At 62.7% G+C, this 22,073-nt stretch carries 21 protein-coding genes; 18 read left to right on the forward strand and 3 right to left on the reverse strand.

What is annotated here, in order from left to right:
* Positions 1-2: 2 nt before the first annotated feature.
* Complete coding sequence (locus tag KBX17_RS06165; protein ID WP_255998453.1) at positions 3-479, reverse strand: MarR family winged helix-turn-helix transcriptional regulator; 477 nt, start codon at positions 477-479, stop codon at positions 3-5.
* Between the two features lie 170 nt (positions 480-649).
* A complete protein-coding gene (locus tag KBX17_RS06170) occupies positions 650-940 on the reverse strand; it encodes a rhodanese-like domain-containing protein (protein ID WP_005288488.1) in 291 nt (96 codons plus the stop codon).
* A 29-nt stretch (positions 941-969) separates the two neighbouring features.
* Here KBX17_RS06170 and KBX17_RS06175 point away from each other — a divergent pair, with 29 nt between their 5' ends.
* Entirely contained in the window at positions 970-1,749 is a 780-nt protein-coding gene (locus tag KBX17_RS06175) for a hypothetical protein (protein ID WP_256018943.1), read from the forward strand.
* A 63-nt stretch (positions 1,750-1,812) separates the two neighbouring features.
* A complete protein-coding gene (locus KBX17_RS06180) occupies positions 1,813-2,343 on the forward strand; it encodes a hypothetical protein (protein WP_256018944.1) in 531 nt (176 codons plus the stop codon).
* 65 nt (positions 2,344-2,408) lie between these two features.
* Here KBX17_RS06180 and KBX17_RS06185 read toward each other — a convergent pair whose 3' ends face one another.
* Entirely contained in the window at positions 2,409-2,882 is a 474-nt protein-coding gene (locus KBX17_RS06185; RefSeq protein ID WP_040423486.1) for an inorganic diphosphatase, read from the reverse strand.
* 407 nt (positions 2,883-3,289) lie between these two features.
* Here KBX17_RS06185 and KBX17_RS06190 point away from each other — a divergent pair, with 407 nt between their 5' ends.
* From KBX17_RS06190 to KBX17_RS06265, 16 genes are all read left to right on the forward strand, one after another.
* Positions 3,290-4,918, forward strand: coding sequence for a SpaH/EbpB family LPXTG-anchored major pilin (locus tag KBX17_RS06190; RefSeq protein WP_255998446.1), 1,629 nt, complete (start codon positions 3,290-3,292; stop codon positions 4,916-4,918).
* Between the two features lie 150 nt (positions 4,919-5,068).
* Positions 5,069-5,995 carry a class C sortase gene (locus tag KBX17_RS06195; RefSeq protein ID WP_005288498.1) on the forward strand — a complete coding sequence of 309 codons (927 nt, stop codon included), beginning with the start codon at positions 5,069-5,071 and terminating at the stop codon, positions 5,993-5,995.
* Complete coding sequence (locus KBX17_RS06200) at positions 5,985-6,791, forward strand: LPXTG cell wall anchor domain-containing protein (protein ID WP_256018946.1); 807 nt, start codon at positions 5,985-5,987, stop codon at positions 6,789-6,791. The genes KBX17_RS06195 and KBX17_RS06200 overlap by 11 nt, the downstream gene beginning before the upstream one ends.
* Positions 6,792-6,814: 23 nt before the next feature.
* Complete coding sequence (locus KBX17_RS06205; protein WP_256018947.1) at positions 6,815-9,976, forward strand: VWA domain-containing protein; 3,162 nt, start codon at positions 6,815-6,817, stop codon at positions 9,974-9,976.
* A 266-nt stretch (positions 9,977-10,242) separates the two neighbouring features.
* Positions 10,243-11,274: a hypothetical protein gene (locus KBX17_RS06210; RefSeq protein ID WP_256018949.1), complete on the forward strand. Its 1,032-nt coding sequence runs from the start codon at positions 10,243-10,245 to the stop codon at positions 11,272-11,274.
* Between the two features lie 34 nt (positions 11,275-11,308).
* Positions 11,309-12,574, forward strand: coding sequence for a D-alanyl-D-alanine carboxypeptidase/D-alanyl-D-alanine-endopeptidase (gene dacB, locus KBX17_RS06215; RefSeq protein ID WP_256018950.1), 1,266 nt, complete (start codon positions 11,309-11,311; stop codon positions 12,572-12,574).
* Positions 12,575-12,883: 309 nt separating this feature from the next.
* Positions 12,884-13,753, forward strand: a complete 870-nt coding sequence (gene tilS, locus KBX17_RS06220; RefSeq protein ID WP_256018952.1) for a tRNA lysidine(34) synthetase TilS — start codon at positions 12,884-12,886, stop codon at positions 13,751-13,753.
* Between the two features lie 63 nt (positions 13,754-13,816).
* On the forward strand, positions 13,817-14,464 hold the full coding sequence (gene hpt / locus KBX17_RS06225) for a hypoxanthine phosphoribosyltransferase (RefSeq protein ID WP_005288515.1): 648 nt from the start codon (positions 13,817-13,819) through the stop codon (positions 14,462-14,464).
* A gap of 120 nt (positions 14,465-14,584) precedes the next feature.
* Positions 14,585-17,182 carry an ATP-dependent zinc metalloprotease FtsH gene (gene ftsH, locus KBX17_RS06230; RefSeq protein WP_256018953.1) on the forward strand — a complete coding sequence of 866 codons (2,598 nt, stop codon included), beginning with the start codon at positions 14,585-14,587 and terminating at the stop codon, positions 17,180-17,182.
* Positions 17,183-17,268: 86 nt separating this feature from the next.
* Positions 17,269-17,871 carry a GTP cyclohydrolase I FolE gene (folE, locus tag KBX17_RS06235; RefSeq protein ID WP_050748861.1) on the forward strand — a complete coding sequence of 201 codons (603 nt, stop codon included), beginning with the start codon at positions 17,269-17,271 and terminating at the stop codon, positions 17,869-17,871.
* 5 nt (positions 17,872-17,876) lie between these two features.
* Complete coding sequence (gene folP, locus KBX17_RS06240; RefSeq protein ID WP_256018955.1) at positions 17,877-18,773, forward strand: dihydropteroate synthase; 897 nt, start codon at positions 17,877-17,879, stop codon at positions 18,771-18,773.
* Complete coding sequence (folB, locus tag KBX17_RS06245; RefSeq protein ID WP_256018956.1) at positions 18,766-19,197, forward strand: dihydroneopterin aldolase; 432 nt, start codon at positions 18,766-18,768, stop codon at positions 19,195-19,197. The genes folP and folB overlap by 8 nt, the downstream gene beginning before the upstream one ends.
* A 5-nt stretch (positions 19,198-19,202) precedes the next feature.
* A complete protein-coding gene (folK, locus tag KBX17_RS06250) occupies positions 19,203-19,670 on the forward strand; it encodes a 2-amino-4-hydroxy-6-hydroxymethyldihydropteridine diphosphokinase (protein ID WP_256019040.1) in 468 nt (155 codons plus the stop codon).
* Positions 19,667-20,134, forward strand: a complete 468-nt coding sequence (locus KBX17_RS06255) for a DUF3180 domain-containing protein (RefSeq protein WP_005288526.1) — start codon at positions 19,667-19,669, stop codon at positions 20,132-20,134. Before folK ends, KBX17_RS06255 begins: the two co-directional genes overlap by 4 nt.
* A 10-nt stretch (positions 20,135-20,144) precedes the next feature.
* Positions 20,145-21,356 carry a DUF6779 domain-containing protein gene (locus KBX17_RS06260; RefSeq protein ID WP_256018958.1) on the forward strand — a complete coding sequence of 404 codons (1,212 nt, stop codon included), beginning with the start codon at positions 20,145-20,147 and terminating at the stop codon, positions 21,354-21,356.
* Positions 21,356-22,048, forward strand: a complete 693-nt coding sequence (locus tag KBX17_RS06265; protein ID WP_256018959.1) for a hypothetical protein — start codon at positions 21,356-21,358, stop codon at positions 22,046-22,048. The genes KBX17_RS06260 and KBX17_RS06265 overlap by 1 nt, the downstream gene beginning before the upstream one ends.
* Positions 22,049-22,073: the final 25 nt, after the last annotated feature.

The following is a 22,073-nucleotide window of genomic DNA, read 5'->3' on the forward strand; positions in this document are numbered from 1 at the left end:
GCCTATTCAGTCGTGGCACCTGCTCCAGCGGGCACAGGAGCATCGTGCCCATTGAGAATGGCTTTGGTGAGTTTGCGGAGGTGTTTGAGCTGCTTGTTGGAAGCGTCGTCAAGCGCGCGCTCTTCCGCGGAAGCCACTAGTGATGCGAGATCGGTCTGGATCTTGCGCCCCTTCTTCGTGGGGATGATGATCTGACGGCGACGATCCTTGGCGTCGCGCTCGCGGGCGACCCAACCGTGCGTTTCCAACGAATCGATCAGGCGGACCATGTCGGAAGCGTCGATCGCGAGAAGTTCCGACAGCTGCGTCTGGCTGGCAGCGTGCGTCATCGTGCAGGTGAGAACCCAAAACTCGCGCATGGTCGTGCCGCGCTTGGTCAGCTCGGTCTCCACCGTGTCTTTAGTCGCGCGGCGGATGCGTTCGATTTGGAAAGACGGCGACTGCAGCAGAGCGTCAGGAAGGTCGAGCGATTCGGGCATGTACCCAATCTAGCATCCGTGGGGTACGCCCATCGTTGAAGTGGGGGACTAACGGGGAGCTGCACGCCGGGGCGGCGCTTAGCTAGATGCAAGTGACTAGATTGTTCGTTATTCGGCACAGAAACCGACGTTCTAGTCGTCTGGAACTAGCTAACCGAGGATGGGAGGGGCTACTCGGTGGGCAGGCCAGCGTTGACCCATGCCTGTGTGCCGCCGAGGACGTTGTAGACATCCGCGCCGAAGATCTCCTCGAGGTACTGGGACGCCTCAACGGAACGGCCGCCGGACCGGCAGATTACGTAGACGGGCTCGGTCGTGTCGATCTGCTGCGCCAGCACGGCGAAGTTGGACAGGGGCAGGTTGACGGCGCCGGCGGCGTGGGTGTCGGCGAATTCGTCGGGCTCGCGGACGTCGATAAGCTGTGCGTCGTTGGGGACATCGGTGACCTGAACTGACTGCATGCGCCCAGTGTAGATGTAAAGTTCCCTGTATGACTGGGCAGCGTAACGACGACCGCCGGCGCAAGCCGGTGCAGCCGCGGCCCGCTCCACCCCCGCGCAAGTACCCGCCGAAGCCGATGTGGGTGTACAAAATGCGGCGCTGGGGGGCCGTGCTCATCCTCCTCTTCCTTGTCGTTGCGTTCATCCGCGCTTGCGTGCCGAGCGAGCACGACCGGGAGATGGAAGCGTGGCAAGAGCAGTCGCAAATACCGTCCGTGGTTCAGGAAAACCAGGTCGCGGGTGAGGATATCCCGGTGTCGCGACCTGTTGAGATGACCATTCCCTCCATCGGTTTGAACGCCAATTTTGAGGAAGCCGATTGTCGATTCATGGATGGGGCCATCGATCCTGCATCCCTCACCGAAGCCTGTGCGTTCACTGCGGAGGACAAACCCTACTCGCTGCCGGGCACGAACGCCGATGACATTGTGGTCATCGCCGGACACGCGGCGGCCGGCGTGCCCGCGGTCTTCGACGCACTCTATGACGTGCGAGCCGACCGTCACACCGTCGCTCCCGGCGACGCGCTATATCTGCGTACCGAGGAATCGGGTGACAAATGGTTGAAATACCAGGCGACCGACCTCCACAGCCCGGAGAAAGAAGGGCTGTCTCAAACTGCAGAGATCTGGGGCGACGCGCCAATGCCGGGACGACTGTTGACTATCTCCTGTGTGCAACCAAACAATCCGTTCCAGCAATCAACGCGTAATGCGGTGGTGGGGTGGCAACTTCAAGAGGTTGTGACCGGAGAAAATGTGCGCGCATAGTGCGCACGGGGGCATTAGGGGTTAATGTGGTAGCTGAGAAATTGATTAGAAGCTGGAGGAACTATGCGTCGCACCACCATCCGCTCCGCTATCGCTCCCTTTCTAGTGGCAGGCGCACTGGCACTCGCCGTCGGCCAGGGTGCCGTGGCCGAAGAGTCCCGTTCAGTCACCGATACTCTTGGCCTTCTGCCCCTGACACTCGAGCTCGACGGTGAAGAGTGGCACTTGAACAAGGACGGGTCCACTTACCTTCTCGATGCCAAGCGCGTGAATGAAGAGCCGACATCAGCGGAGCGTAAAGCTTCTGAGCGAGTGCTCAACGCTAATGCCGACGAGGTTCTTGAGCAGGCAAAGCGAGCCCAGGAACACTTCGAAAAAATGGAAGATCCCAATTACCCGGGCGAGGCCACTGACCCGCTGGCTGCGGAAACAGCGGGCGTTCGCGTTGTGGGCGAAGATGACAAGCCCACCACCGACCGCGGTGTCAACGCGCAGACCGGTTCCAATGACGCTGCTCAAGCGATGGTCGCTGTGCTAGTCGCGGTGATGATGGGATCTGCCGGGTTCTACTCCGGGCGTAGAGCTCGCGCCTAGCGCTTGATGAGAAGAGGGGCTCAGCCACTGCGGCTGAGCCCCTTCTCGGCTTTAGGCCCTTAGGTTTAACCCTTGTAGTTGGCGATGGCTGCCTCGAGGATCTTCTCCGCCTCAGCCTTGTCGCCCCAGCCGGAACCGGTGACGTCCTTGTTGGGCTCCAAGTCCTTGTAGTGGACGAAGAAGTGCTCGATCTCGTCCTTCAGGAAGTCGGAAACGTCGTTGATGTCCTGGTAGTTGTCGTAGCGGACGTCGTCAAGCACGCAGAGCAACTTGTCGTCGCCGCCAGCCTCATCGGTCATCTTGAACACGCCGAGCGGGCGAGCCTTGACAATGACACCCGGGAAAACCGGCTCCGGAGTGATTACGAGGGCATCCAACGGGTCACCGTCATCACCCAGGGTGTGGTCGATGAAGCCGTAGTCCAGCGGGTAGCCCATGGACGTGAACAGATACCGGTCAAGGAAGACCTTGCCAGTCTCGTGGTCGACCTCGTACTTATTGCGGGAACCCTTCGGGATCTCGATGGTCACTTCAGCCATGGTTGCTCCTTGGTGGTGCTTGATCGGTTTTACGTCCACCATCGTAGCGCGCCCCATTCGTGTGGCTGTTAAGTGCAGTCGCTGATAGCCACTCTCACCGGCTAACCCCAAAAGAGGGACCCGACTACGTCCAAACGGGTTAGTTGACCCTTCAAAGTTGACGCGTTAAGTAATGGGTTTAATATGTGTGTTTGCTCGGAGAGTCCGGGGAGATAGCTGTCAACTGCATTGTCTCTCAAAAGTATTCTTCACAGGAGCACATGCCCGCAAGGGCGCTAGGAACCATCCCACATTTGGGTCTGGCCGGGACCTTTTCTCGACTAAGCCCAATGAAACTCCTGGCACCGCCTGCCGCCGGCAAGCCTGCTGGGCGGCACACAACTAACGTCTCTGAAAGGCAGACACACATGGCAAACACCTTCACCAAGAAGACCGCCGCGATCGCCCTTGCGGCAGGCTTGGCATTCTCCGGCTCGGCCGGGGCAGTTTTTGCGCCGGTCGCGCAGGCGCAGCAGCTGTCCGATCTTAAGGATGAGAACGGTCAGCCGAAGACAGACAATACGATCATCGTCCACAAGCGTGCCGGTACCGAAACCGGTACCCCGAATGCAGACGGTTCTGCTTCCAATGCCCCGGGCGATCCGCTTGATGGTGCTGAATTCAAGATCGAGCGTGTCAAGATCGACATGACCACTGATGAGGGCTTCGCTAACGCTGTTAAGCTGCAGACCACTAAGGACGGCGTGAATCGTACCGAGCTGAACAAATACGGCACCGAGCCTGTTGATGGCTACCAAAATGCAGTGGCGACTCAGGGCGGTAACGTGGCTTTCGAGAATCTTCCTGCAGGTGCGTACCTGATCACCGAGACGAAGACTCCGGCTGGTTACATCAACTCGGCTCCGTTCATCGTTTTCGCCCCGATGCCGGATGCAACCAATAAGACGTGGAACAAGACTGTCCACGCCTACCCAAAGAACACCACCACGAAGACCGAGAAGACGGTTGTCGATGCGAACCAGCACCCGGTTGACGGCGACCACGCGGTGACCTACACCATTAACGCGACCGCACCGACCCCTCCGGCAGGGCGTGAGGTGACCTCCTTCAGCGTGCGTGACTACCACAAGGCCGATGAGTTCGACTCGCTCGACGTCACCGAGGTGCGTGTTGACGGCACGCCGCTGAATGGCGGCTGGTCCGCAGCTGCTGCGCCTATGACTGACGCAGAGAAGGCCCGCATCAACGCTGCTGATGAACAGGGTAATACTCCGGACGCCGACACCAAGATCGTTGTCAACTTCACCGGAGAAGGCCTGGCTACGATCAAGAACAACCCGGGCGCGAAGGTTGAGGTTGTGCTCAGCGGTAAGATCTCCAAGACCGCGGCACAGAACGCAGACGGCAAGGGCTTGAAGGACGGCGAGGTCATCAACAGCGCCGACACTGGCGGTACTACGAGGCCGACGGGTGGCAGCGAGAACGAGGACGAGCCGTTCGACACTCCGCCGTCCAAGACCAAGAGCTACTTCGGCGCAGTTCAGATCGTCAAGACCGGTGAGAACCAGGAGAAGCTCGAGGGCGCCAAGTTCGAGCTGCACAAGCTCTCTGGCGAGAACGCCACATGCGCGGCCGCTGACCTTAACGACGGCAACAAGGTGAACACTGGTGAATTGGTCACCGATGCTCAGGGCAAGTTCGTGATCAATTCTCTGCACGTCACCGATCTGCAGAACAACACTGAGACCATCACCGACACCTACTGCCTGAAGGAGACTGAGGCTCCGTCCGGTTACACCAAGTTGGTGAAGCCGATTGAGCTCAAACTCGCTGTTTCTGAGGTTAAGGGTGCCGCAACGAGTGAGACTGACGGCGGAACCACGTACGTCTTCAACAAGTCGGCGACTGTTGAGAACGTCAAGCGTGGCATCCCGCAGCTGCCGAGCACCGGTGGCATGGGTGTCATCGCCCTGATCCTGGCTGGTCTGGCACTTCTGGGTGGCGGTGCTTACGCCGCACGCCGCAAGACTGCCTAAGTGCTAGGTAATTCAACCCCAACAGGGATCACTGAGAAACCTGTTGCCCCCGCCGGACTTTGAGCGGTCGGGCGGGGGTGGGCGCACCCACGTGGGGAGGCGTCGATAAGCGAAAACAAAGTATCCCCACCCATTTTTCAAGGAGAGTCGATGTCAACGCTGGTGCCAGTCGATAAGGGCCAGGAAGGCGCAGCCAAGCCGGCTGGATCACGCCGTGTTCTCATGCCGCTGCTGATCATGTTGCTGGGGCTTGCCGTGCTTGTATACCCGGTGTTCGCCACGCAATGGAACAACTGGCTGCAGCAGCGCGCCGTCGATGAGTACCAAAGCGACATTCAGGACGGTGAACAGGAGGACCCGGGTGCCATGGAGCGCGCCCTCGAATCCGCCCGCTACTACAATGAGACGCACACCGACGGGCCAATCCTCGACCCGTGGCTCGCGCGCATTTCCAAAGACAACGTCGAGTACCAGGACTATCTGAAGGAACTCAGCGGTTACCCGGCCATGTCCCAGGTCGCTATCCCGGCGATTGACTCTAACCTGCCGGTGTATCACGGCAGTTCTGAAGAGGTGCTGCAAAAGGGCATCGGCCACCTTTTCGGCTCCGCGCTTCCAATCGGCGGGGAAGGCAACCACACCGTGCTGACGGGCCACACCGGCCTGACCAACGCGACGCTCTGGGACAACCTCATCGACGTCAAGGAAGGCGACGCGATCTACATCAACACCTTCGGACGCGCGATGAAGTATGAGGTCCACGACATCGAAGTTGTTCTGCCGGACGAAACCGACAGTTTGAAAGCGCGCGACGGGGAGGATCTGGTGACGCTGATCACCTGTACCCCGTACGGCGTCAACACGCACCGGCTGCTCGTGCATGCACACCGAGTACCGATGGATCCGTCGGAAGAGAATGTGTTCGACAAGTCGACCAAGCTCATGCAGTGGTGGATGTGGCTCATCCTCGCGATCGCGGCCGCAGCACTGATCGGAATCATCTGGTGGCTGCGTAAGCAAAAGCAGGCTGCAAATGCTGAAACTGACGTCGAAGGTGAGTCGGACGATGAAGTCTAGAGGGGTGGCGCTCGGCGCCGCCGTGATGATCGTGCTGGGCGCGATGTCCAGCGGGGTCGCGGAGGCGCAGATTCGACCTGTGACGGGCAACGATCGGACTCTGAACGGATCGCAGGTCAGCGCCGATGAACGGATGACGCTTGAAGTGCGCAAGAAAGGGTTCAACCCTTTCGATGATCCAATCCCCGGAGCACTCCCTCCAGGCGATCTCTCTGGCATCACATTCGTGCTGTATTTGGCGCCTGACTTTGACGTGACCACGGATGAGGGGCGCAAAGAAGCCAGCCGCGTCCGCTCCCAAGAAGAATGGGATGCGATCAACCGTTACGAGGTCGCGAGGGAGAAAACGAACGCTCATCGCGTCGCGACGTTCACGGACCTCAAACCCGGCCTGTACCTCCTCGAAGAGATCCGGCCGGATACCGAGCACAACTATCTCACCTCGTCGCCGCGCTGGGTCGTGCTCCCGGTGGCCGACGCTATGGGGGAGGAGTTCGAGCACGAGAACATTGTCGTCGTGAAGCCGGCGCCCATCTCGACTCCTCCTCCAGTGGTGCCGCCAACAACGACCACACCGCCAACAACCACCACGGGTGCACCGCCGCCGAACAAGACCCCCACAACTTCATCGAGCCCAGCCCCGGGACAGCCGCCTGAGGAACCATTTGAAGACGGACCGCGCTTACCGCGAGGCGTAGGGGCATCGACCGGCGCGAATGTTGTGCTCAGCATCATTGCGGGCCTGATCCTCCTCGGTCTCGGAGTGTTCATGTCAAAGAGGAAGAAGCGCAGTTGAAGAACCTTTGCCGAAAGACGGCGGTGAAGCTGTCAGTTGTCGTCGCTACCGCTGCCTTTGTCATGCCTCTGGCTCCGGTGCAAGCCCAGGACCGGGCGGTTGAGCAGGATGCCGTGCCCGCCCCAGTTTCCGGTGAGACGAATGCTGATGCTCAACCACATCCCGACGACGAAGCCGAGCTGTCACCCAGCCCGCTCGACACTCCGTGGTTACAGGAGCGGGCCGACGGGAGGATTGCTCAAGTTCAAGGTGCGCGCACGCTTAACGACGCATCCTCCCTAAGCGCCGACACCACGTTCAAACACGTCGGAGCCAGTGAGGCTGGCACCCGGAAGTTCGAGTTGCGCTCGGAGATTGAAGTCACCGGCCTTCCGGGCCCCGACCAGACTGTTTCCCTGGACAGCCTTTCGTTTGTCCGTAACCAGTACGATGTTCCCACTCAGTGGGTTGAGGACATCACCGTGAACGGGGTGCCTTTCACTGACGACAAGGCTGAGGTCTTCGAGTTCCCGGACCTGGATTCCTATGCGGAAGCCGGCATTGATTACGAGGTCGACATTCCCAGTGATGTCACTGGTGACCTGATCACTGTCGACACCCACGGGATTGACCTGCCCCAATCGTTCACAGTCTCATTGATGGTGCACCTGCCGGAAGAAACTCCTGCAGGTGGAAGGTATACGTGGGAGCTCTACACAGGTACTGCTGATGCTTTCACCCTCAACAGTGCCGCTTTTGCCGTTGATTCGGGAGCGCGTCTGGCGCCGGAGTACGGGGCTGTCCCGGCAGGCCACGCGCGAGTCGTCGTGCAGGTTGGTGGGGACCAGATCTACGGACCCTCCGGCCGAAACGCAGCATACTGGGAGCAGAACGGCAACGGTGCCACGCGTGTGCCAGGACGACTTCCGAGTACCTACGGCTTCACTGCCGGCGAGGGGGCGCAGCTGCAGCTCTACGAACCTCTTGACCCAGAGAAGTTCGGAAACTCGGAAGCACACTCTAAGATGACTAGTAGTGATCGTCTCGTTCCGGTTAACGAAACGTGGGCAATGTGCACAGCTGATCCGAACGGGGAATGTGTTTTCGACATTCCTACTACAGGTAGGGATGTTCGGCCTTACTACTGGATTGGCATGTCTAAAGCTTCGCCGGGTTACACGGCGCAACCACTAGTGAGAATCGGTGGCTCGGGTAACTCTTTCACGAGCACCGGGCAGGCTATGCATTACATCTACGCCACCCCAAACTTAACGCCAGGGTCCACGTTCTACTCAGGGGTCAACGTCACCCGCTCGCGCAACACTGGCTACGGTGCAGACTGGCAGGGCATAGGCAACTCAGCAGCATTCATGTACGAGGTCCAAGGCAACGGATCAAACCACCGAAGCTCCCTCGGCGTTATCCAGCAGGTGCGCGATAATCCGGCTATGCCCGAACGCTGCGGGTTGAATGTAGCGCTAGTCGTTGACCTTTCCGGAAGTATGGGATCGCAAGGTCTTAAAACGATTAAGGGTGTAGTCAACTCCGTGGCCTCTCGTTTGCAGGGCACTGATACGAATCTCGGGTTGTTCAACTTCGCTGAGAACTCACCCGCTAAACGAAATGGATCCAACCTCAGTTCTCCGGTCAGTGTGAGCACGCAAAGCGGTCAAGCCGCGATTAAGAAATGGGTAGATGGGCTTGCTATTCCCACCGAACGTGAGGGACAGGCCACTAACTGGCAGGAAGCTCTATATCAGGTAGCGCAATATAACGAGCAGAATCCCAGTAACCAATACGACGTCGTGTACATGATCACCGACGGCAATCCAACTGTTCGAAAGGATGACGCGTTCGGCAATGCCGATGCCGGAGAAGGTTTTCTGACGCCGGATGGTGCTGCAACAGAGTTTCGAGATGTTGAGGGTGCAATCGGTGCAGCCAACATGGTGAAAGCTCAAGGCACGCGCATCGTGGCTGTTGGTATTCCGTCCAACTGGAGAGGCGTGATCACCAGCCGGGATGATCAGCTCGCTGTTTCCGACGAAAACTTGAAGGCAATTTCTGGTGGAAGTGGACACCAGGGTGGTAAAGACAATCTTCGCGCTGCCGACTTCGCCCAGTTTGAGGACAGCGAGGTCATGCAGACAGCGATCATCAACTCCCTCAACTCCTGCGCAATCACAGTCGAGCGCCGGTTCTACGGAGGAGAGGACCCGAATGCGCTTCCCACGCCGGAAAACACTCGAGGGACGAATGAGGAGACGGTGTCTGGCCAATGGTCGTTCCACTCTGAGGAGACGCCCCCAAGTGGTCGTGTAACGACCGAAGACAAGATTCCCAATGCCTGGAACAGGCGCAGGGACAACTATATGTCCGAGTTTGCCCTTGAGAAGCAAACTACGTATCCGAAGGTCGTAATCCGCGAGGACCCCTCGAAGATTCCAGAAGGCTGGGTCCGCATGGATGCTGAGGGCGGTAAGCGCGCCCAGTGCTTCGACCCTAGGGGTGCCCCGGTGGAGGTTAATAACCTCCCCGCTGGGGGAAACCCCGCCCAGCACCCGAAGAACACGACGGACGATGGTCTGACGAATGACTTCTCACTGACCAATGTTCCAGTTTCGGGAGTCCACTGCATCGTGTACTACCAAGCCAAGCCGGCCGATCAACCGTTCAAGTTCAAGCTCAATAAGGTTGATTCCATGGACAACACCATCAGCCTTGACGGTGCCCAGTTCGCACTTACTGGCCTGGACAAGGACAACGCAGGTGAAAAGAAACCGATCACGGTTCCGGGTGCCGTCAAGGGTGAGTTCCATTGGGACAAGCTCGCTACCGGACGCTACGAGCTACGGGAAACGAAACCAGCCGACCATGGTTATGTCATGCTGAGCGAACCGGTGTACTTCCGCGTCGCTACGGCGAAAGAGGGAAATAAGGAGGTAACGAAGCTCTACCTCCTTGCTGGGAAGGATGATCGCACGGGCAGAGAAGTGGCTGACCCGGACAAGATCGAGACGTTCCCGGTGACCCACTTCGGTCAGACCAAGGTTGGCAACGAGGTCCAGGTGACCATGAAGGTCGCCAACACGAAGGGAGGCACCCTTCCGAAGACCGGTGGACACGGTGTCTACGCGCAGATGCTGTTTGGGCTGGTGCTCCTGCTGACCGGAGCGTTCACGGCGCGTCGACGTAGCGCGGCGTAGAAGCACGGAGAAGAGGGCTCCCCACTAGGAGTACTGAGAGATCAGTTCGCCTAACGGGAGTTTTCGCTCGTGCATGGGTCGGAGGTAGCGTCCGTCATTTCTTCCTTTACTACTGTCCGAACGCGGGTTGGGGGTGGTTGCCGGGGGCCCGTTTCCGGAGAAAGCGCTGAAAATCCACTGGAAGTTATGGTCTCGTTATGGCAAAGTTGCGAAGCGTTAATACTATAGGTGTGTCCTCTAACCCTGGATTAAGGAATCACGTGGCTATGAAACGTCTGACCGCTGTCATCTCTGCGACCGCTCTCACGCTATCGGCCCTGGTAGCGCCAACTGCTGCTGCAAACGACATCCAGTACTACACCGCACGAAACGGGGTGACCATCCCCGTTTTTAAAACAGCCGACGACAATGAGGGAACACTCGTGTTCTTGAACGGTGACGGCACCCGTCGCTACACCACGCCGGATGGTCACTTCATCCAGAAAATTACCGAGGAAGTCAAGAACGAAAACGTCGACAGCCTGTTCCTGCTCCCGCCGAACAACCAGGACTCCTGGTGGCGGACCCGCGATGTCGATTCCTGGTGCGACGCCGTGCGCGAGTACCTGAACACGCTGCAGACCCCGGCTATCGAGGTCGCCGGATACTCCGGTGGCGCCGAGTTCATCGGCCGTCACCTGATGCTCGACGACACCACCTGGGTGCCCGACAACACCTCTTTCACCATGATCGGTGGCGGCAGCATCGGCGGTTACTCCGTTAACCCGCCGGCGCCCGGTAAGGAAGGCACGAAACTGGATTGGGTTGTCGGCCACAACGACACCTGGCTGCGGGAGCAGCCCACCTTCTCTGCCCGCCACGCAGCGGAGCGTTCTGAAACCGAGTACAAGCGGACCGGCTTCGACAACACCACGCTGGAGCTGGTGAGCGGTGATCACTACAACTACGACTTCCCGCAGATCCTCGGGAGCAGCGTCCGCGAGATGAAGAGCTCCGCAGCTCCGGCACCGCAGCCTGTCGCTCCGCCGGCACCGCCCGCTCCGGCGCCGGAAGCGCCCGCGCCGGCACCGGTACCGGTTGACCCGGGTGCTCCTGTGCCTCCTCCGGCAGAGAAGCCGGCACCGGCTCCAGAGCAGAAGCCGGCACCAGCGCCTGCACCTGAGCAGAAGCCTGCCCCGGACAAGCCGAACAAGAGCTCGGACAACGGTGACGCGAGCAAGGATGAGGCCGCGCTGGCTTGGGGCCGTGTGTGGGCCTTTCTCAGCAGCCTCCTGGTCCTGTACAAGGGCTCTAAGTAGTAAATAGCCTCTGTCGCGATACCATCAGTTTCTGATGGGCAGCGACAAGAAGCACAAGAAGTGGCCGTGGGCCGTCGGCGCGGCAGCGCTGGTGGCCGTCGCCGGCGTGGTCGGCACCGGCGTGTGGGTGCAGCACGAGCTGGGGGAACTCACCCATGCGCCGGCCTACAGCATGACGCAGCCTGCCCCGCTCGCGGTGCAGGAGGCGTCGCCGGAGGGGGTTGATGGGGCGGAGCTCGTCGATAAGCTCGCGGCGCAAGCCGCGAATCCTGCGCTGGGGACGCTGCATGTGCGCATCAGCGACGGCCTGACGGGGAAGACCGTTTTCGAGCAGCGCGCGGGCGAGCCGCTGCAGCCCGCGAGCGCGACGAAGCTGCTCACCGCGGCCGCTGCGCTGTACACGCTGGAGCCTGACGCGACTGTGAGCACGCAGGTGCTGCGCAAAGGCGATGCCGTGACGGTAAAGGCCGCGGGCGACGTGTGGCTCACGCCGAGCGACGTAGATGAACTCGCGGCGAAGGTCGGCTCCGCATCTGCCGTGTACGTGGACAAGAGCATTTGGCCCGAGGAGACGTTCATGCCGGGCTGGGACCCGGAGGACATCGACGGCGGTTACATCGCGCCGATGGAGCCGATCATGGTGCACGGCGGGCGTCTCGGTGAGCCGGTTGGTGACGTGCCGCGCACGCATACGCCGGCGCTCGACGTCGCGCAAAGCATCGCCGACCGCGTGGGGGCGGAGACTGTCGGTTTCGGTCCCGCGCCAGCCGACGGCGAAGTCGTGGCCACGGTCGAGTCGCCGCCGCTGACCGAGCGTCTGCGCGACATGATGAAGGACTCCGACAATGTCATGGCGGAAGCGATCGGCCGCGAGATCGCCCGCGCACGCGGAGGTACATCGCCGCAGGCCACGCTCAATGCGCTCACAGAGCACGGCTTCAACATCAATGGAGTCACGCTCGCGGACTCGTCGGGACTGTCGCGCTTCGACCTCATCCCTCCGCGCTTGCTTGACGACGTCATGGTGCGCGCCACCTCCACCAACGAACTGCGCGACCTGCTAACCACCTTGGCTGTCGCCGGCGGTGACGGCACGCTTATCGACAGGTACGGCGACCTCTCCGGTCGCGGCTGGGTCCACGCCAAAACCGGAACGCTGACAGGGACGTCCGCGCTGGTGGGCACCGTCACCTCCAAAGCGGGCAACGTGTACACCTTCGCGATGATCAGTAACGACTCCGAAGTCCTGGCTGCCCGCGCCGCCCTCGACCAGTTCGCTTCCACCCTGCGGGAGTACTAGCCGGGCGCCGCAGGGCCGGGGCGGCGCGGGGCGCGCGGGGGCGGCGGTGCGGGCCGCGCTGGGGCGGGCCTTCGGCTACGTGCCGTTCCGCGCCCCTCAAAATCCCGGTTAGCTAGAAACAGGTGACTAGAATGCCGGAAATATGAGCCCAAAAGGAACATTCCAGTCGTTTGTTTCTAGTCAATCGGGTTCGGGGGCGGCCTGATGCCACCGGTTGAACCGTTTTGGCCGCGGGTCTCACCGCACTTCCTCGCGTGCCGGCGCGCTGTGCGAGCTCATGCCGACGCCGTGCGAGCTCATACCGGCGCCGTGCGATCCAACACCGATACTGCGCGCTCGGCCGTCATCGGCCTCTCTGGCGGGCCGGACTCCTTGGCGTTGGTCGCTGCTGCGGCGGCGGAAGGCTGTGACATGCGGGCGGTGGTGGTGGATCACGGGTTGCAGGAGGGGTCGGCAAGCGTGGCGGAGCAGGCTCGAGCGGCGGCGGAAACCCTCGGGGTCACGGCCACAATTGTGCGGGTCGAGGTGGAGACCGCGCCGGGGGAAAGCGTCGAAGCGGCTGCGCGCGAGGCTCGTTACCAGGCGTTATTCGCTGAGGCAGAAGCGGACGGCAGCGACGTGTGGGTTGCCCACACCCTCGACGACCAGGCCGAAACCCTGCTCCTCGGTGCTCTGCGCGGAAACCCGGCGGGGATGTCGCCGGTGACAGAAACCGCCAGCGGCCGTCTCGTGCGACCGTTCCTCCAGGTCAGACGAGCGGAGACCGTCGGCGCGTGCGAGGAACTGGGCCTGCAGCCGTGGCACGACCCGATGAACGACGACACCGCTTATCGACGAGTCGCCGTCCGGAAGTCCATCATCCCCGCCCTCGGTGACCTCATCGGCGGGGACGCCGCCGCACCGCTGGCGAAAACGGCAGAGCGGATCGCTGCTGACAACGCGCTCATCGACGAAGCGTATGACCTCAGCCCGACGAACGACTGTGCTGAACTCGCCGCCGACCCCGCGCCGATTCGGCAGCGCCGCATCAGGGCGTGGTTACGGACTTACGGGGTTGAGTTGGGTGGGGGGCAGGTAGGAAGCGTCGATAAGCTGTGCGTTGAGTGGCGTGGGCAAGGGCCTGTCGATGTCGCTGGCGCGCGGGTGGGGCGGGCGAACGGGCGGCTGTACGTTGAGTAGCTAGCCAACTTTCTCCCACCTAATAGTGGGTCGTTCGCGCAGAGTTTTGGCACAATAGCGCACATGGCTGACTTGCACGACAAGAAGGACTTCAACGTCCCGGACCACCGTTACGGCAACGACGTGGAGGCAGTGCTCATCCCGGAAGAGGAGCTGCAGCACCGCATCCAGGAAATGGCGGACAAAGTTTCGGAGCTGTACCGCGACGCCGACGATGACCTCATCCTCGTGTGCGTGCTCAAAGGTGCGGTCTACTTCCTCACCGACTTCGCCCGCGCGCTGTCGATTCCGGCGCAGGTGGAGTTCATGGCCGTGTCCTCCTACGGCAATTCGACCACCAGTTCCGGCGTGGTCCGCATTATGAAGGATCTGGACAAGGAGATCTCCGGCCGCGACGTGCTGGTCGTGGAGGACATCATCGACTCCGGCCTGACCCTGTCGTGGCTGATGAAGAACTTGAAGGGCCGCCAGCCGAAGAGCTTGAGGGTGGTCACGCTGCTGCGCAAGCCTGAGGTGCAGAGTGCGCAGGTGGAGCTTTTCGACGTCGGGTTCGACATCCCCAATGAATTCGTCATCGGTTACGGCTTGGACTATGCGGAGCGCTACCGCGATTTGCCGTACATCGGCACGTTGCACCCGCGGGTCTATTCGGATGTGGGCGAAGAACCGGTTCCTGCGCGTGAAGAAGGCCCGGAATCTGTCGAGATCTGACCGGTCGTTCACGGCGACGCTGTGAGCGAACGTTCCGCCCGGGAATTTAATGTCCAGCCCGTGAGTAGGGTGTAATAGCTAGAAACCATTCACCCCCTCCCCACCAAGCAAAAGGGCTAGATGAATAACAAACTGGTCGTGCGTTACGGCATCATCGGTGCCGTCCTGCTGATTCTGCTGTACCTGACCACCTTGATCGGTGATCAGTCGGGCAACTACGTCGAGGTAGATACCTCTATTGCGCTGCAACAGTTGGCGGACAATAACGTCGAAGAAGCTCAGATCGATGACCGTGAGCAGCGTGTTCGCCTGGACCTGCGCGAACCCATCACCGTCGAGGAGCGCGAAGGCATTGAGTCTGTGCAGGCGCAGTACCCGGCGCGCACGACTCCGGACATTTTCAACGCGGTACGCGAGTCGGAGACGGAGACCTACACCACCAACGTGACGCAGGATTCCTTCTTGCTGTCGATGTTGGGCTTCATGTTGCCGATGCTGCTCATCTTCGGCCTGATCATGTTCTTCATGTACCGCATGCAAGCGGGCGGCGGCATGTTCGGCATCGGTGGCTCGCGTGCCAAGCAGCTGACCAAGGACATGCCGACGAACACGTTCGCCGATGTGGCCGGTGCGGATGAGGCTGTCGACGAGCTGCAGGAGATCAAGGACTTCCTCCAGGACCCGGAGATCTACGAGAAGCTGGGCGCGAAGATACCCCGCGGTGTGCTGCTCTACGGCCCGCCCGGTACCGGTAAGACGCTGCTGGCCCGCGCGGTCGCAGGTGAGGCTGGGGTGCCGTTCTACTCCATCTCCGGTTCGGACTTCGTGGAGATGTTCGTCGGTGTCGGTGCTTCCCGTGTGCGCGACTTGTTCAAACAGGCCCGCGAGAACTCGCCGTGCATCATCTTCGTCGATGAGATTGATGCCGTCGGCCGCCAGCGCGGCTCCGGCACCGGCGGCGGCCACGACGAGCGCGAGCAGACTCTCAACCAGCTGCTCGTGGAGATGGACGGCTTCGGTGACCGCGAAGGCGTCATCCTCATTGCCGCGACGAACCGGCCCGACATTCTCGACCCGGCGCTGCTGCGCCCGGGCCGTTTCGACCGCCAAATCCCGGTGACCAACCCGGATTTGGCTGGCCGCAAGAAGATCCTCGAAGTTCATGCGAAGAACAAGCCGCTCGGCCCCGATGTCGACTTGGGTTCCCTGGCGAAGCGCACCGCCGGCATGTCCGGTGCGGACCTGTCCAACGTCCTCAACGAGGCTGCGCTGCTGACCGCCCGCATCGGCGGCAACGTGATCACTGCCGACGCACTCGAAGAAGCGTCCGACCGTGTCGTCGGAGGCCCCCGCCGCTCGTCGAAGATCATCTCCGAGAAGGAGAAGAAGGTCACTGCCTACCACGAGGGTGGCCACACGCTCGCCGCGTGGGCGCTTAAGGACATCGAACGCGTGTACAAGGTGACCATCCTGGCCCGCGGCCGCACCGGCGGTCACGCCATGACGGCCGCCGAGGACGACAAGGGCATGTACAACCGCGACGAGCTCTATGCTCGCCTCGTCTTCGCCATGGGCGGCCGCGCCGCCGAGGAGCTCGTCTTCGGCGAGCCCACTACCGGCGCGTCGGCCGACATTGAGCAGGCCACGAAGATCGCCCGCGCGATGGTCATGGAGTACGGCATGAGCTCCACTCTCGGCACCGTGAAGTACGGCGACGAGGACGGAGATCCGTTCGCCCGCGCGATGGGCGGTGGCTCGCTGGACTATTCGCCGGCAGTTGCGGAGTCCATTGACCGCGAGGTGCGTGAGCTTATCGACGTCGCACACGCCCGCGCCTACTCCATCCTCGCGGACCACCGCGACTACTTGGATACGCTGGCCTCGAAGCTGCTGGAGAAGGAAACCCTGCGCCGCGGCGACTTGGAAGCAACTTTCGACGGGATCGACCCGCAGGATGCGGACCTGCCCATCGTGGATTCGCGCTTTACCCGCCAGGCCGGTTATGAACCGGTGAAGACCCCGGTGGAGCTGGCCAAGGAACGCGGCGAGGAACCGCCGAAGAAGTTCTCCTTGCTCGAGGCTTCCCAGCAGGCACGCGAACGCCGACAGGCGCAGCGCAAGGCTGAGTTGGACCAGGACTACAATAAGCGTTACACCCAGGGTGGATCCTCGCGCTGGCGCCGCGGCCAGAACCAGGACGGCCAGAACGGGGCAGGCCCGACCGGTTCCGCACCGTACCCCGGCGGCGAGGGACCCCGCCCGCGTTACGACGGTCCCCAGCCCCCGGCTGACTGGTCCTACGCCGGCGACGGACGCACCAGCCAGCAGGGCCAGCCTGGTCAGCCGGTTCCACCTGTGCAGCCGGCACCTCAGCCACAGCCCCAGCCCATGCCGAACCAGCCGACTGAACAGTTCGGTGCTACGCAGCCTGCACCGCAGGGTCAGCCGCAGCCGCAGCACCCGGGAACGAACGCTTACCCCGCGCACCCGCAGGGCCAGCCGCCGCAGCAGGAGCTGATCGGTTTCCGTCTGCCGGAGAATGAGCAGCCGGACCACCAGTGGAACGACAAGAAGGACGCGCCGGGTGAAGAATCGGCGCCGAGCCAGGACGCTTCTGGGGTGGCTGAGCCGACGTCGGAGGATTCTGATCCGACCCAGCAGTTGCCACGTCCAGACGCTGACCCGGGTAACTCCCGCCCCCTGAAGCCGGAGGAGTGACTGTGACCAAGCCTGAAGACAACATCGACAACATCGACGACATCGTCAATCCTGGCCTGTTGGCCGGCGATGAAGAAGTGGAACCGATCGTCGAGCCCGGCACCGGGGATGGCAGCGGGCGCCCCGCGTTCGACCGCGAGCGCGCCGAAGCCGCTGTGCGCGAACTGCTGCTCGCGGTGGGGGAGGACCCGGACCGGGAAGGTCTCGTGGACACCCCGGCTCGTGTCGCCCGCGCCTACGAAGAGGTCTTTGCTGGGCTGCACGTCGACCCGACGGAGGTCCTGGACAAGACGTTCGCGGAGAACCACGAGGAGCTCGTCCTGGTGCGGGATGTGCCGATCTACTCCACCTGCGAGCACCACCTGGTGCCGTTCTACGGCGTGGCGCACATCGGCTACATCCCCGGCAGTGACGGTCATGTCACCGGTTTGTCCAAGCTAGCGCGGCTGGCGGATATGTACGCGAAGCGTCCGCAGGTGCAGGAGAGGTTGACGAGTCAGATTGCGGATGCACTCGTCGATAAGCTGCAGGCGCAATCCGTGATTGTCGTGATTGAATGCGAGCACCTGTGCATGGCCATGCGTGGTATCCGCAAGCCGGGCGCAACGACGACGACCTCGGCTGTGCGCGGCGGTTTCAAGCGCAACGCCGCATCGCGGGCCGAAGTGTTGAGCCTGATCAGGGGGTAAAAAGCATGACCACGGTGAAGGAGCTGACCACCCCGGGCCGGACGATGGTCATGGGAATCCTCAACGTCACCAAGGACAGCTTTTCGGACGGCGGCAAGTGGCTCGACCGCGACGCCGCCATCGCGCACGCGAAGGACCTGGTGGCACAGGGGGCGGACATGATCGATGTCGGCGCCGAATCGACCCGCCCGGGTGCCACCCGCGTGGAGGCAGACCTCGAAGCCGAGCGCGTGAAGCCGGTCATCGCGGCGCTGCACGCGGAGGGAATCCGAACGTCGGTGGACACGATGCGCGCGTCGACAGCGCTTGCCGCAGCCGAAGCCGGTGTGGACATGATCAACGATGTCTCCGGCGGCCTAGCCGACCGTGATATGCACCGCGTTATGGCGGAGACCGGTTTGCCGGTGTGCCTCATGCACTGGCGGACTCTGAATGGCGGTGAGTTCGGCAACGCGGCCGGTGCGGCTGACCACGGCGGAGACGTGGTGGCCGACGTGCGCGACACCCTGAAGCGCCTGACCGACAACGCGGTCGAGGCGGGTGTGGACCGCTCCCAGATCGTGCTCGATCCGGGCCTCGGCTTCGCGAAAACCGCCGCCGACAACTGGGCTCTGCTCCAGGCGTTGCCGGAACTCATCGCAGGGGACCTGCCGATCCTCGTCGGCGCCTCCCGCAAGCGCTTCCTCATGGAGGTCCGGGCCAACCGCGGCTTGGAAGCGAACCCGGGCTTGGCGGATCCCGCGACGAGCGCGGTGACGGCGATCAGCGCGCACCTCGGCGCATGGGGCGTCCGGGTGCACGAAGTCGATGTGTCGCGTGACGCGGTCGATGTCGCCGCCGCATGGCGTCTCGGTGCGGACTACGCCAGCACGCAGAACACCCCAGGAGGAAGCAATGGCTGACCGCATTCAACTGACCGGCATCCAGGTCCACGCGAACCACGGCGTCTTGCCGCATGAGACGGAGTTCGGCCAGCCGTTCACCGTCGACATCACCTGCTGGCTCGACTTCGCGGCCGCCGCTGCCGGGGATGATCTGACGCAGACCGTGAACTATGCCGCGCTGGCGCAACTGGTTGTGGACATCGCGGGTGGTACTGCGCGCCAGCTCATCGAGACCGTCGCCACCGAGATCGCCGACGCTGCGCTTGCCGAGTTCACCCAGCTCCACGCCATCGAGGTCACTGTGCACAAGCCGCATGCGCCCGTGGGCGTTGCGCTTGAGGACGTCGCCGTCACCTCCCGCCGCTCCCGCAAGACCGCCGCGTCCATGCCGACGATGGTGCGCCCCGGCACGCCTGGCCGCGCAGGCACCGAGGAGGCCTGACCGTGATGCGCGCTGTCATTTCCACCGGGTCCAACATGGGGAATTCGCGCGCGCACCTGGCCAAGGTGGCCGAGGACTTCGCCGCTGAACTCGTGGAGGCCTCGAGCCTCTACCGCACCCCGCCGTGGGGTGGGGTGGAGCAGCAGGACTTCCTCAACCAAGTGCTCATCGTTGAGGTCGAGGAGTCGCCCGAAGAGCTGCTCGCCCGCTGCCAGCGCCTCGAACGCAAAGCGGGCCGCGTGCGCGACGTCCGCTGGGGTCCGCGCACGCTCGACGTGGACATCATTGCGCTTTTCGACGACACCGGCGCCCCGATCACCCGCGCCACCGAGAAACTGACCGTGCCGCATCCCCGCGCCTTCGAGAGAGCCTTTGTGCTGGTGCCGTGGGGGGAGGTCGGCGGGGACGTCGATAAGCATTTGGCTGCGCTCGCCCCCGCGGAAGTCGCCGAGGTGCGGAAGGTGGAGCCGTGAAACGCACCGACATCGCAGCTCTCATCGGAACCGCGGGGTTCTTCGCCGCGGCCGCGCTGATCCTGGTGCGTCGCTTCTACGGCTCATGGCAGACAGTGTCCATCGTGTGGGCGTTGCCGTTGTGGGCGGTCGGCGCGCTCTGCGTCTTCCTGGCGGTGATGGTGCGCCGCCGGCGTGATGAGGGCCGCGTGGGTCTGGACCGCTCCCAACTCAACCCGATGATGGTGGCTAACTTCCTGGTGATCGGGAAGTCCGGCGCCTGGGCAGGGGCGGTACTGGGCGGTTGGTTTTTGGGCCTCACATTGTGGGTGGTGCCGCGGATAAATATGCTTGCCGCGGCAGAGGCAGACGCGCCCGGGGTGCTCGCGGGACTCGCAGGCGCAGTTTTCTTAAGCGTTGCTGGTGTTATTCTTGAGCGTTCCTGCGAAGTGTCGCCACCTAATGAGGGTGAAGGTGCGGGTTAAGGTAAGGGGCATGACTGAACAGGCAGGACGGACCCGATCGCGCGACGGGGGCAATCTGTGGATGATGCTCCTGATCGCTCTGGCATTGATTGCAACTGTGATCATGCTGATCAGCGATTCTTCCGTCTGGCTCCAGGTCGCCCTGCTCGCCGCCCTATGGGCCGCAATTCTTGGTTTCATGCTGGTCACCCGCACGCGACATGACCGCGATGCCGCCCAAGCGCTTCTCGACGCCGAGCGTCGCGAGCACGCCGCCGAAATCGATGCCCTCAACGCCCGCAATGAAGCCGCCCGTGCCGCCGAAGGCCTCCCGCCTACCACCGCTGATGCGGAGATCCTGCGCGAGATCCGCGAAGAGTTGGCAAACCTGCGCGCCCAGCTCGAGGACCTCTCCGGCCGCGAATTCGGTTACGAGCCGGCGGCCCTCCAAGCCGAAGCGCGGCGGGTCCGCGAGATCGAGTCACGCACCAGTCACGTTGTCCGCTCCGACGCGCAGCAGCAACCGCCGCGGGCTCAAGCACAACAACAACGCCCGACGCAGCAGCATCCGCAATCAGCACAGCAAATGCCGTCCCGCCGCTGGCGGGGCCCGGGTGCAGAGGACGAGACCTCCCGCATCGAGCCGGTCCGCGTCCAGGAGCAACCTGAACCGCCGCGCGCGACCGCGCGCCAGACTGGCCCAGGCTCATCCTCACTGTCGGGCGCGCCGTCCACGGATGCTGTCGCCGGCCGCGTCGGATCGCACCGCGCTCCTGAGGGCCGCAACCCGCTGACCGACCTGATCCGCGAGCGCCAGGAAGAGATCGACCGCGAGCAGGCTGCGCGCGAGGCGCAGGAAAAGGCTGAGGCCGAGCGCCGCGAGCGCGCCGCCCGCGAGCAGCGCCAGCGGGAAGAAGAGCAGCGCCGCCAGTTCGAAGAAGCACAGCGTCAACACGAGGCGGAGCAGCGCCGCCAGCTCGAGGAGGCCCAGCGCCGCCAGCGGGAAGAAGAGCAGCGTCGCCACCGCGAGGAGCTGGAGCGCCGCCAGCGCGAGGAAGCGGCGCGGGCGCAGGAGGCGCAGCGGGCTGAGATGGAGGCTCGTAAACGTCGAGAAGCCGAAGAGCGTGCCGCCGCAGAGACCCGCAGCGAACGAGATGAACCCCGCGGACGCCGCCGCGCAGACGAGCGCGGCGATGGATCGCTGACCGTCGCTGAGCTGCTCGCGCGCAGCAGGGGCCAGTAATGCCAGCACCACGCCTGCACGTCGGGTATATGGGCAAGACCGACCTGGCTGATGAGTTGGCTCGTGTCGGGCACCGGACCACCCCGATTACCGGTGGGGAGTCGCTGGAGCCGTTCGACCTCATCGTCATCGAGCAAGTCTGGTGGGCCATTCCGGTGCTTGCGGAGGGGATGTCGCAGCGGATCCGCAAAGGCCAGATGGTGCTGCACACCGCGGTGGAGACCGGGGTGCAGGCGCTCGACCCGTTCGAGGTCAACGGTGCGATTGTCATGGCGGCGCACCGGGTGTGGAAGAACTACTGGGTGACCTCGGCGGCGGATGAAGTCGGCGAATCCGTGGTCAACCTGCTCATTAGCGAAACCGGCGGCAACGTGACACTGATTGAGGACCGCCAGCGCCCGGCGATCAAGGCCGCCGAGCGGATGCGGGCGCTGTCCTACGAGGTGAACATGGATGCCTACAACATCCTGCGCCGCAACATTCGCGCGATCGAGCCGGACGCGGTCGAGTTCTGGGGCCCAGAGGATGAGCCCATGGCAGACACGATCGACGTCGAAGAGCTCGAGTCGATTTACGGCGCGATTGAAAGCACGGATATTGCGACCTTGTACGCCGCGTTAGAGCGCCGCTACGCCTCGCGCAACAAGCTTGCGGACCAAGAGTTGTGGGCGCTGGGCAAACGCCCGATGTAGGCCGGACACTCGCTGGCCCGTACGC

The sequence above is a fragment of the Corynebacterium sp. CCUG 65737 genome, assembly GCF_024454115.1.
Taxonomy (GTDB): Bacteria; Actinomycetota; Actinomycetes; order Mycobacteriales; family Mycobacteriaceae; genus Corynebacterium; species Corynebacterium genitalium.

Excerpts from the sequence above, each read along its gene's own strand:
- KBX17_RS06165 (WP_255998453.1), bottom strand. The coding sequence starts at position 479 with ATGCCCGAATCGCTCGACCTTCCTGACGCTCTGCTGCAGTCGCCGTCT.
- KBX17_RS06170 (WP_005288488.1), bottom strand. The coding sequence starts at position 940 with ATGCAGTCAGTTCAGGTCACCGATGTCCCCAACGACGCACAGCTTATC.
- KBX17_RS06175 (WP_256018943.1), top strand. The coding sequence starts at position 970 with ATGACTGGGCAGCGTAACGACGACCGCCGGCGCAAGCCGGTGCAGCCG.
- KBX17_RS06180 (WP_256018944.1), top strand. The coding sequence starts at position 1,813 with ATGCGTCGCACCACCATCCGCTCCGCTATCGCTCCCTTTCTAGTGGCA.
- KBX17_RS06185 (WP_040423486.1), bottom strand. The coding sequence starts at position 2,882 with ATGGCTGAAGTGACCATCGAGATCCCGAAGGGTTCCCGCAATAAGTAC.
- KBX17_RS06190 (WP_255998446.1), top strand. The coding sequence starts at position 3,290 with ATGGCAAACACCTTCACCAAGAAGACCGCCGCGATCGCCCTTGCGGCA.
- KBX17_RS06195 (WP_005288498.1), top strand. The coding sequence starts at position 5,069 with ATGTCAACGCTGGTGCCAGTCGATAAGGGCCAGGAAGGCGCAGCCAAG.
- KBX17_RS06200 (WP_256018946.1), top strand. The coding sequence starts at position 5,985 with ATGAAGTCTAGAGGGGTGGCGCTCGGCGCCGCCGTGATGATCGTGCTG.
- KBX17_RS06210 (WP_256018949.1), top strand. The coding sequence starts at position 10,243 with ATGAAACGTCTGACCGCTGTCATCTCTGCGACCGCTCTCACGCTATCG.
- dacB (WP_256018950.1), top strand. The coding sequence starts at position 11,309 with ATGGGCAGCGACAAGAAGCACAAGAAGTGGCCGTGGGCCGTCGGCGCG.
- hpt (WP_005288515.1), top strand. The coding sequence starts at position 13,817 with ATGGCTGACTTGCACGACAAGAAGGACTTCAACGTCCCGGACCACCGT.
- ftsH (WP_256018953.1), top strand. The coding sequence starts at position 14,585 with ATGAATAACAAACTGGTCGTGCGTTACGGCATCATCGGTGCCGTCCTG.
- folP (WP_256018955.1), top strand. The coding sequence starts at position 17,877 with ATGACCACGGTGAAGGAGCTGACCACCCCGGGCCGGACGATGGTCATG.
- folB (WP_256018956.1), top strand. The coding sequence starts at position 18,766 with ATGGCTGACCGCATTCAACTGACCGGCATCCAGGTCCACGCGAACCAC.
- folK (WP_256019040.1), top strand. The coding sequence starts at position 19,203 with ATGCGCGCTGTCATTTCCACCGGGTCCAACATGGGGAATTCGCGCGCG.
- KBX17_RS06260 (WP_256018958.1), top strand. The coding sequence starts at position 20,145 with ATGACTGAACAGGCAGGACGGACCCGATCGCGCGACGGGGGCAATCTG.
- KBX17_RS06265 (WP_256018959.1), top strand. The coding sequence starts at position 21,356 with ATGCCAGCACCACGCCTGCACGTCGGGTATATGGGCAAGACCGACCTG.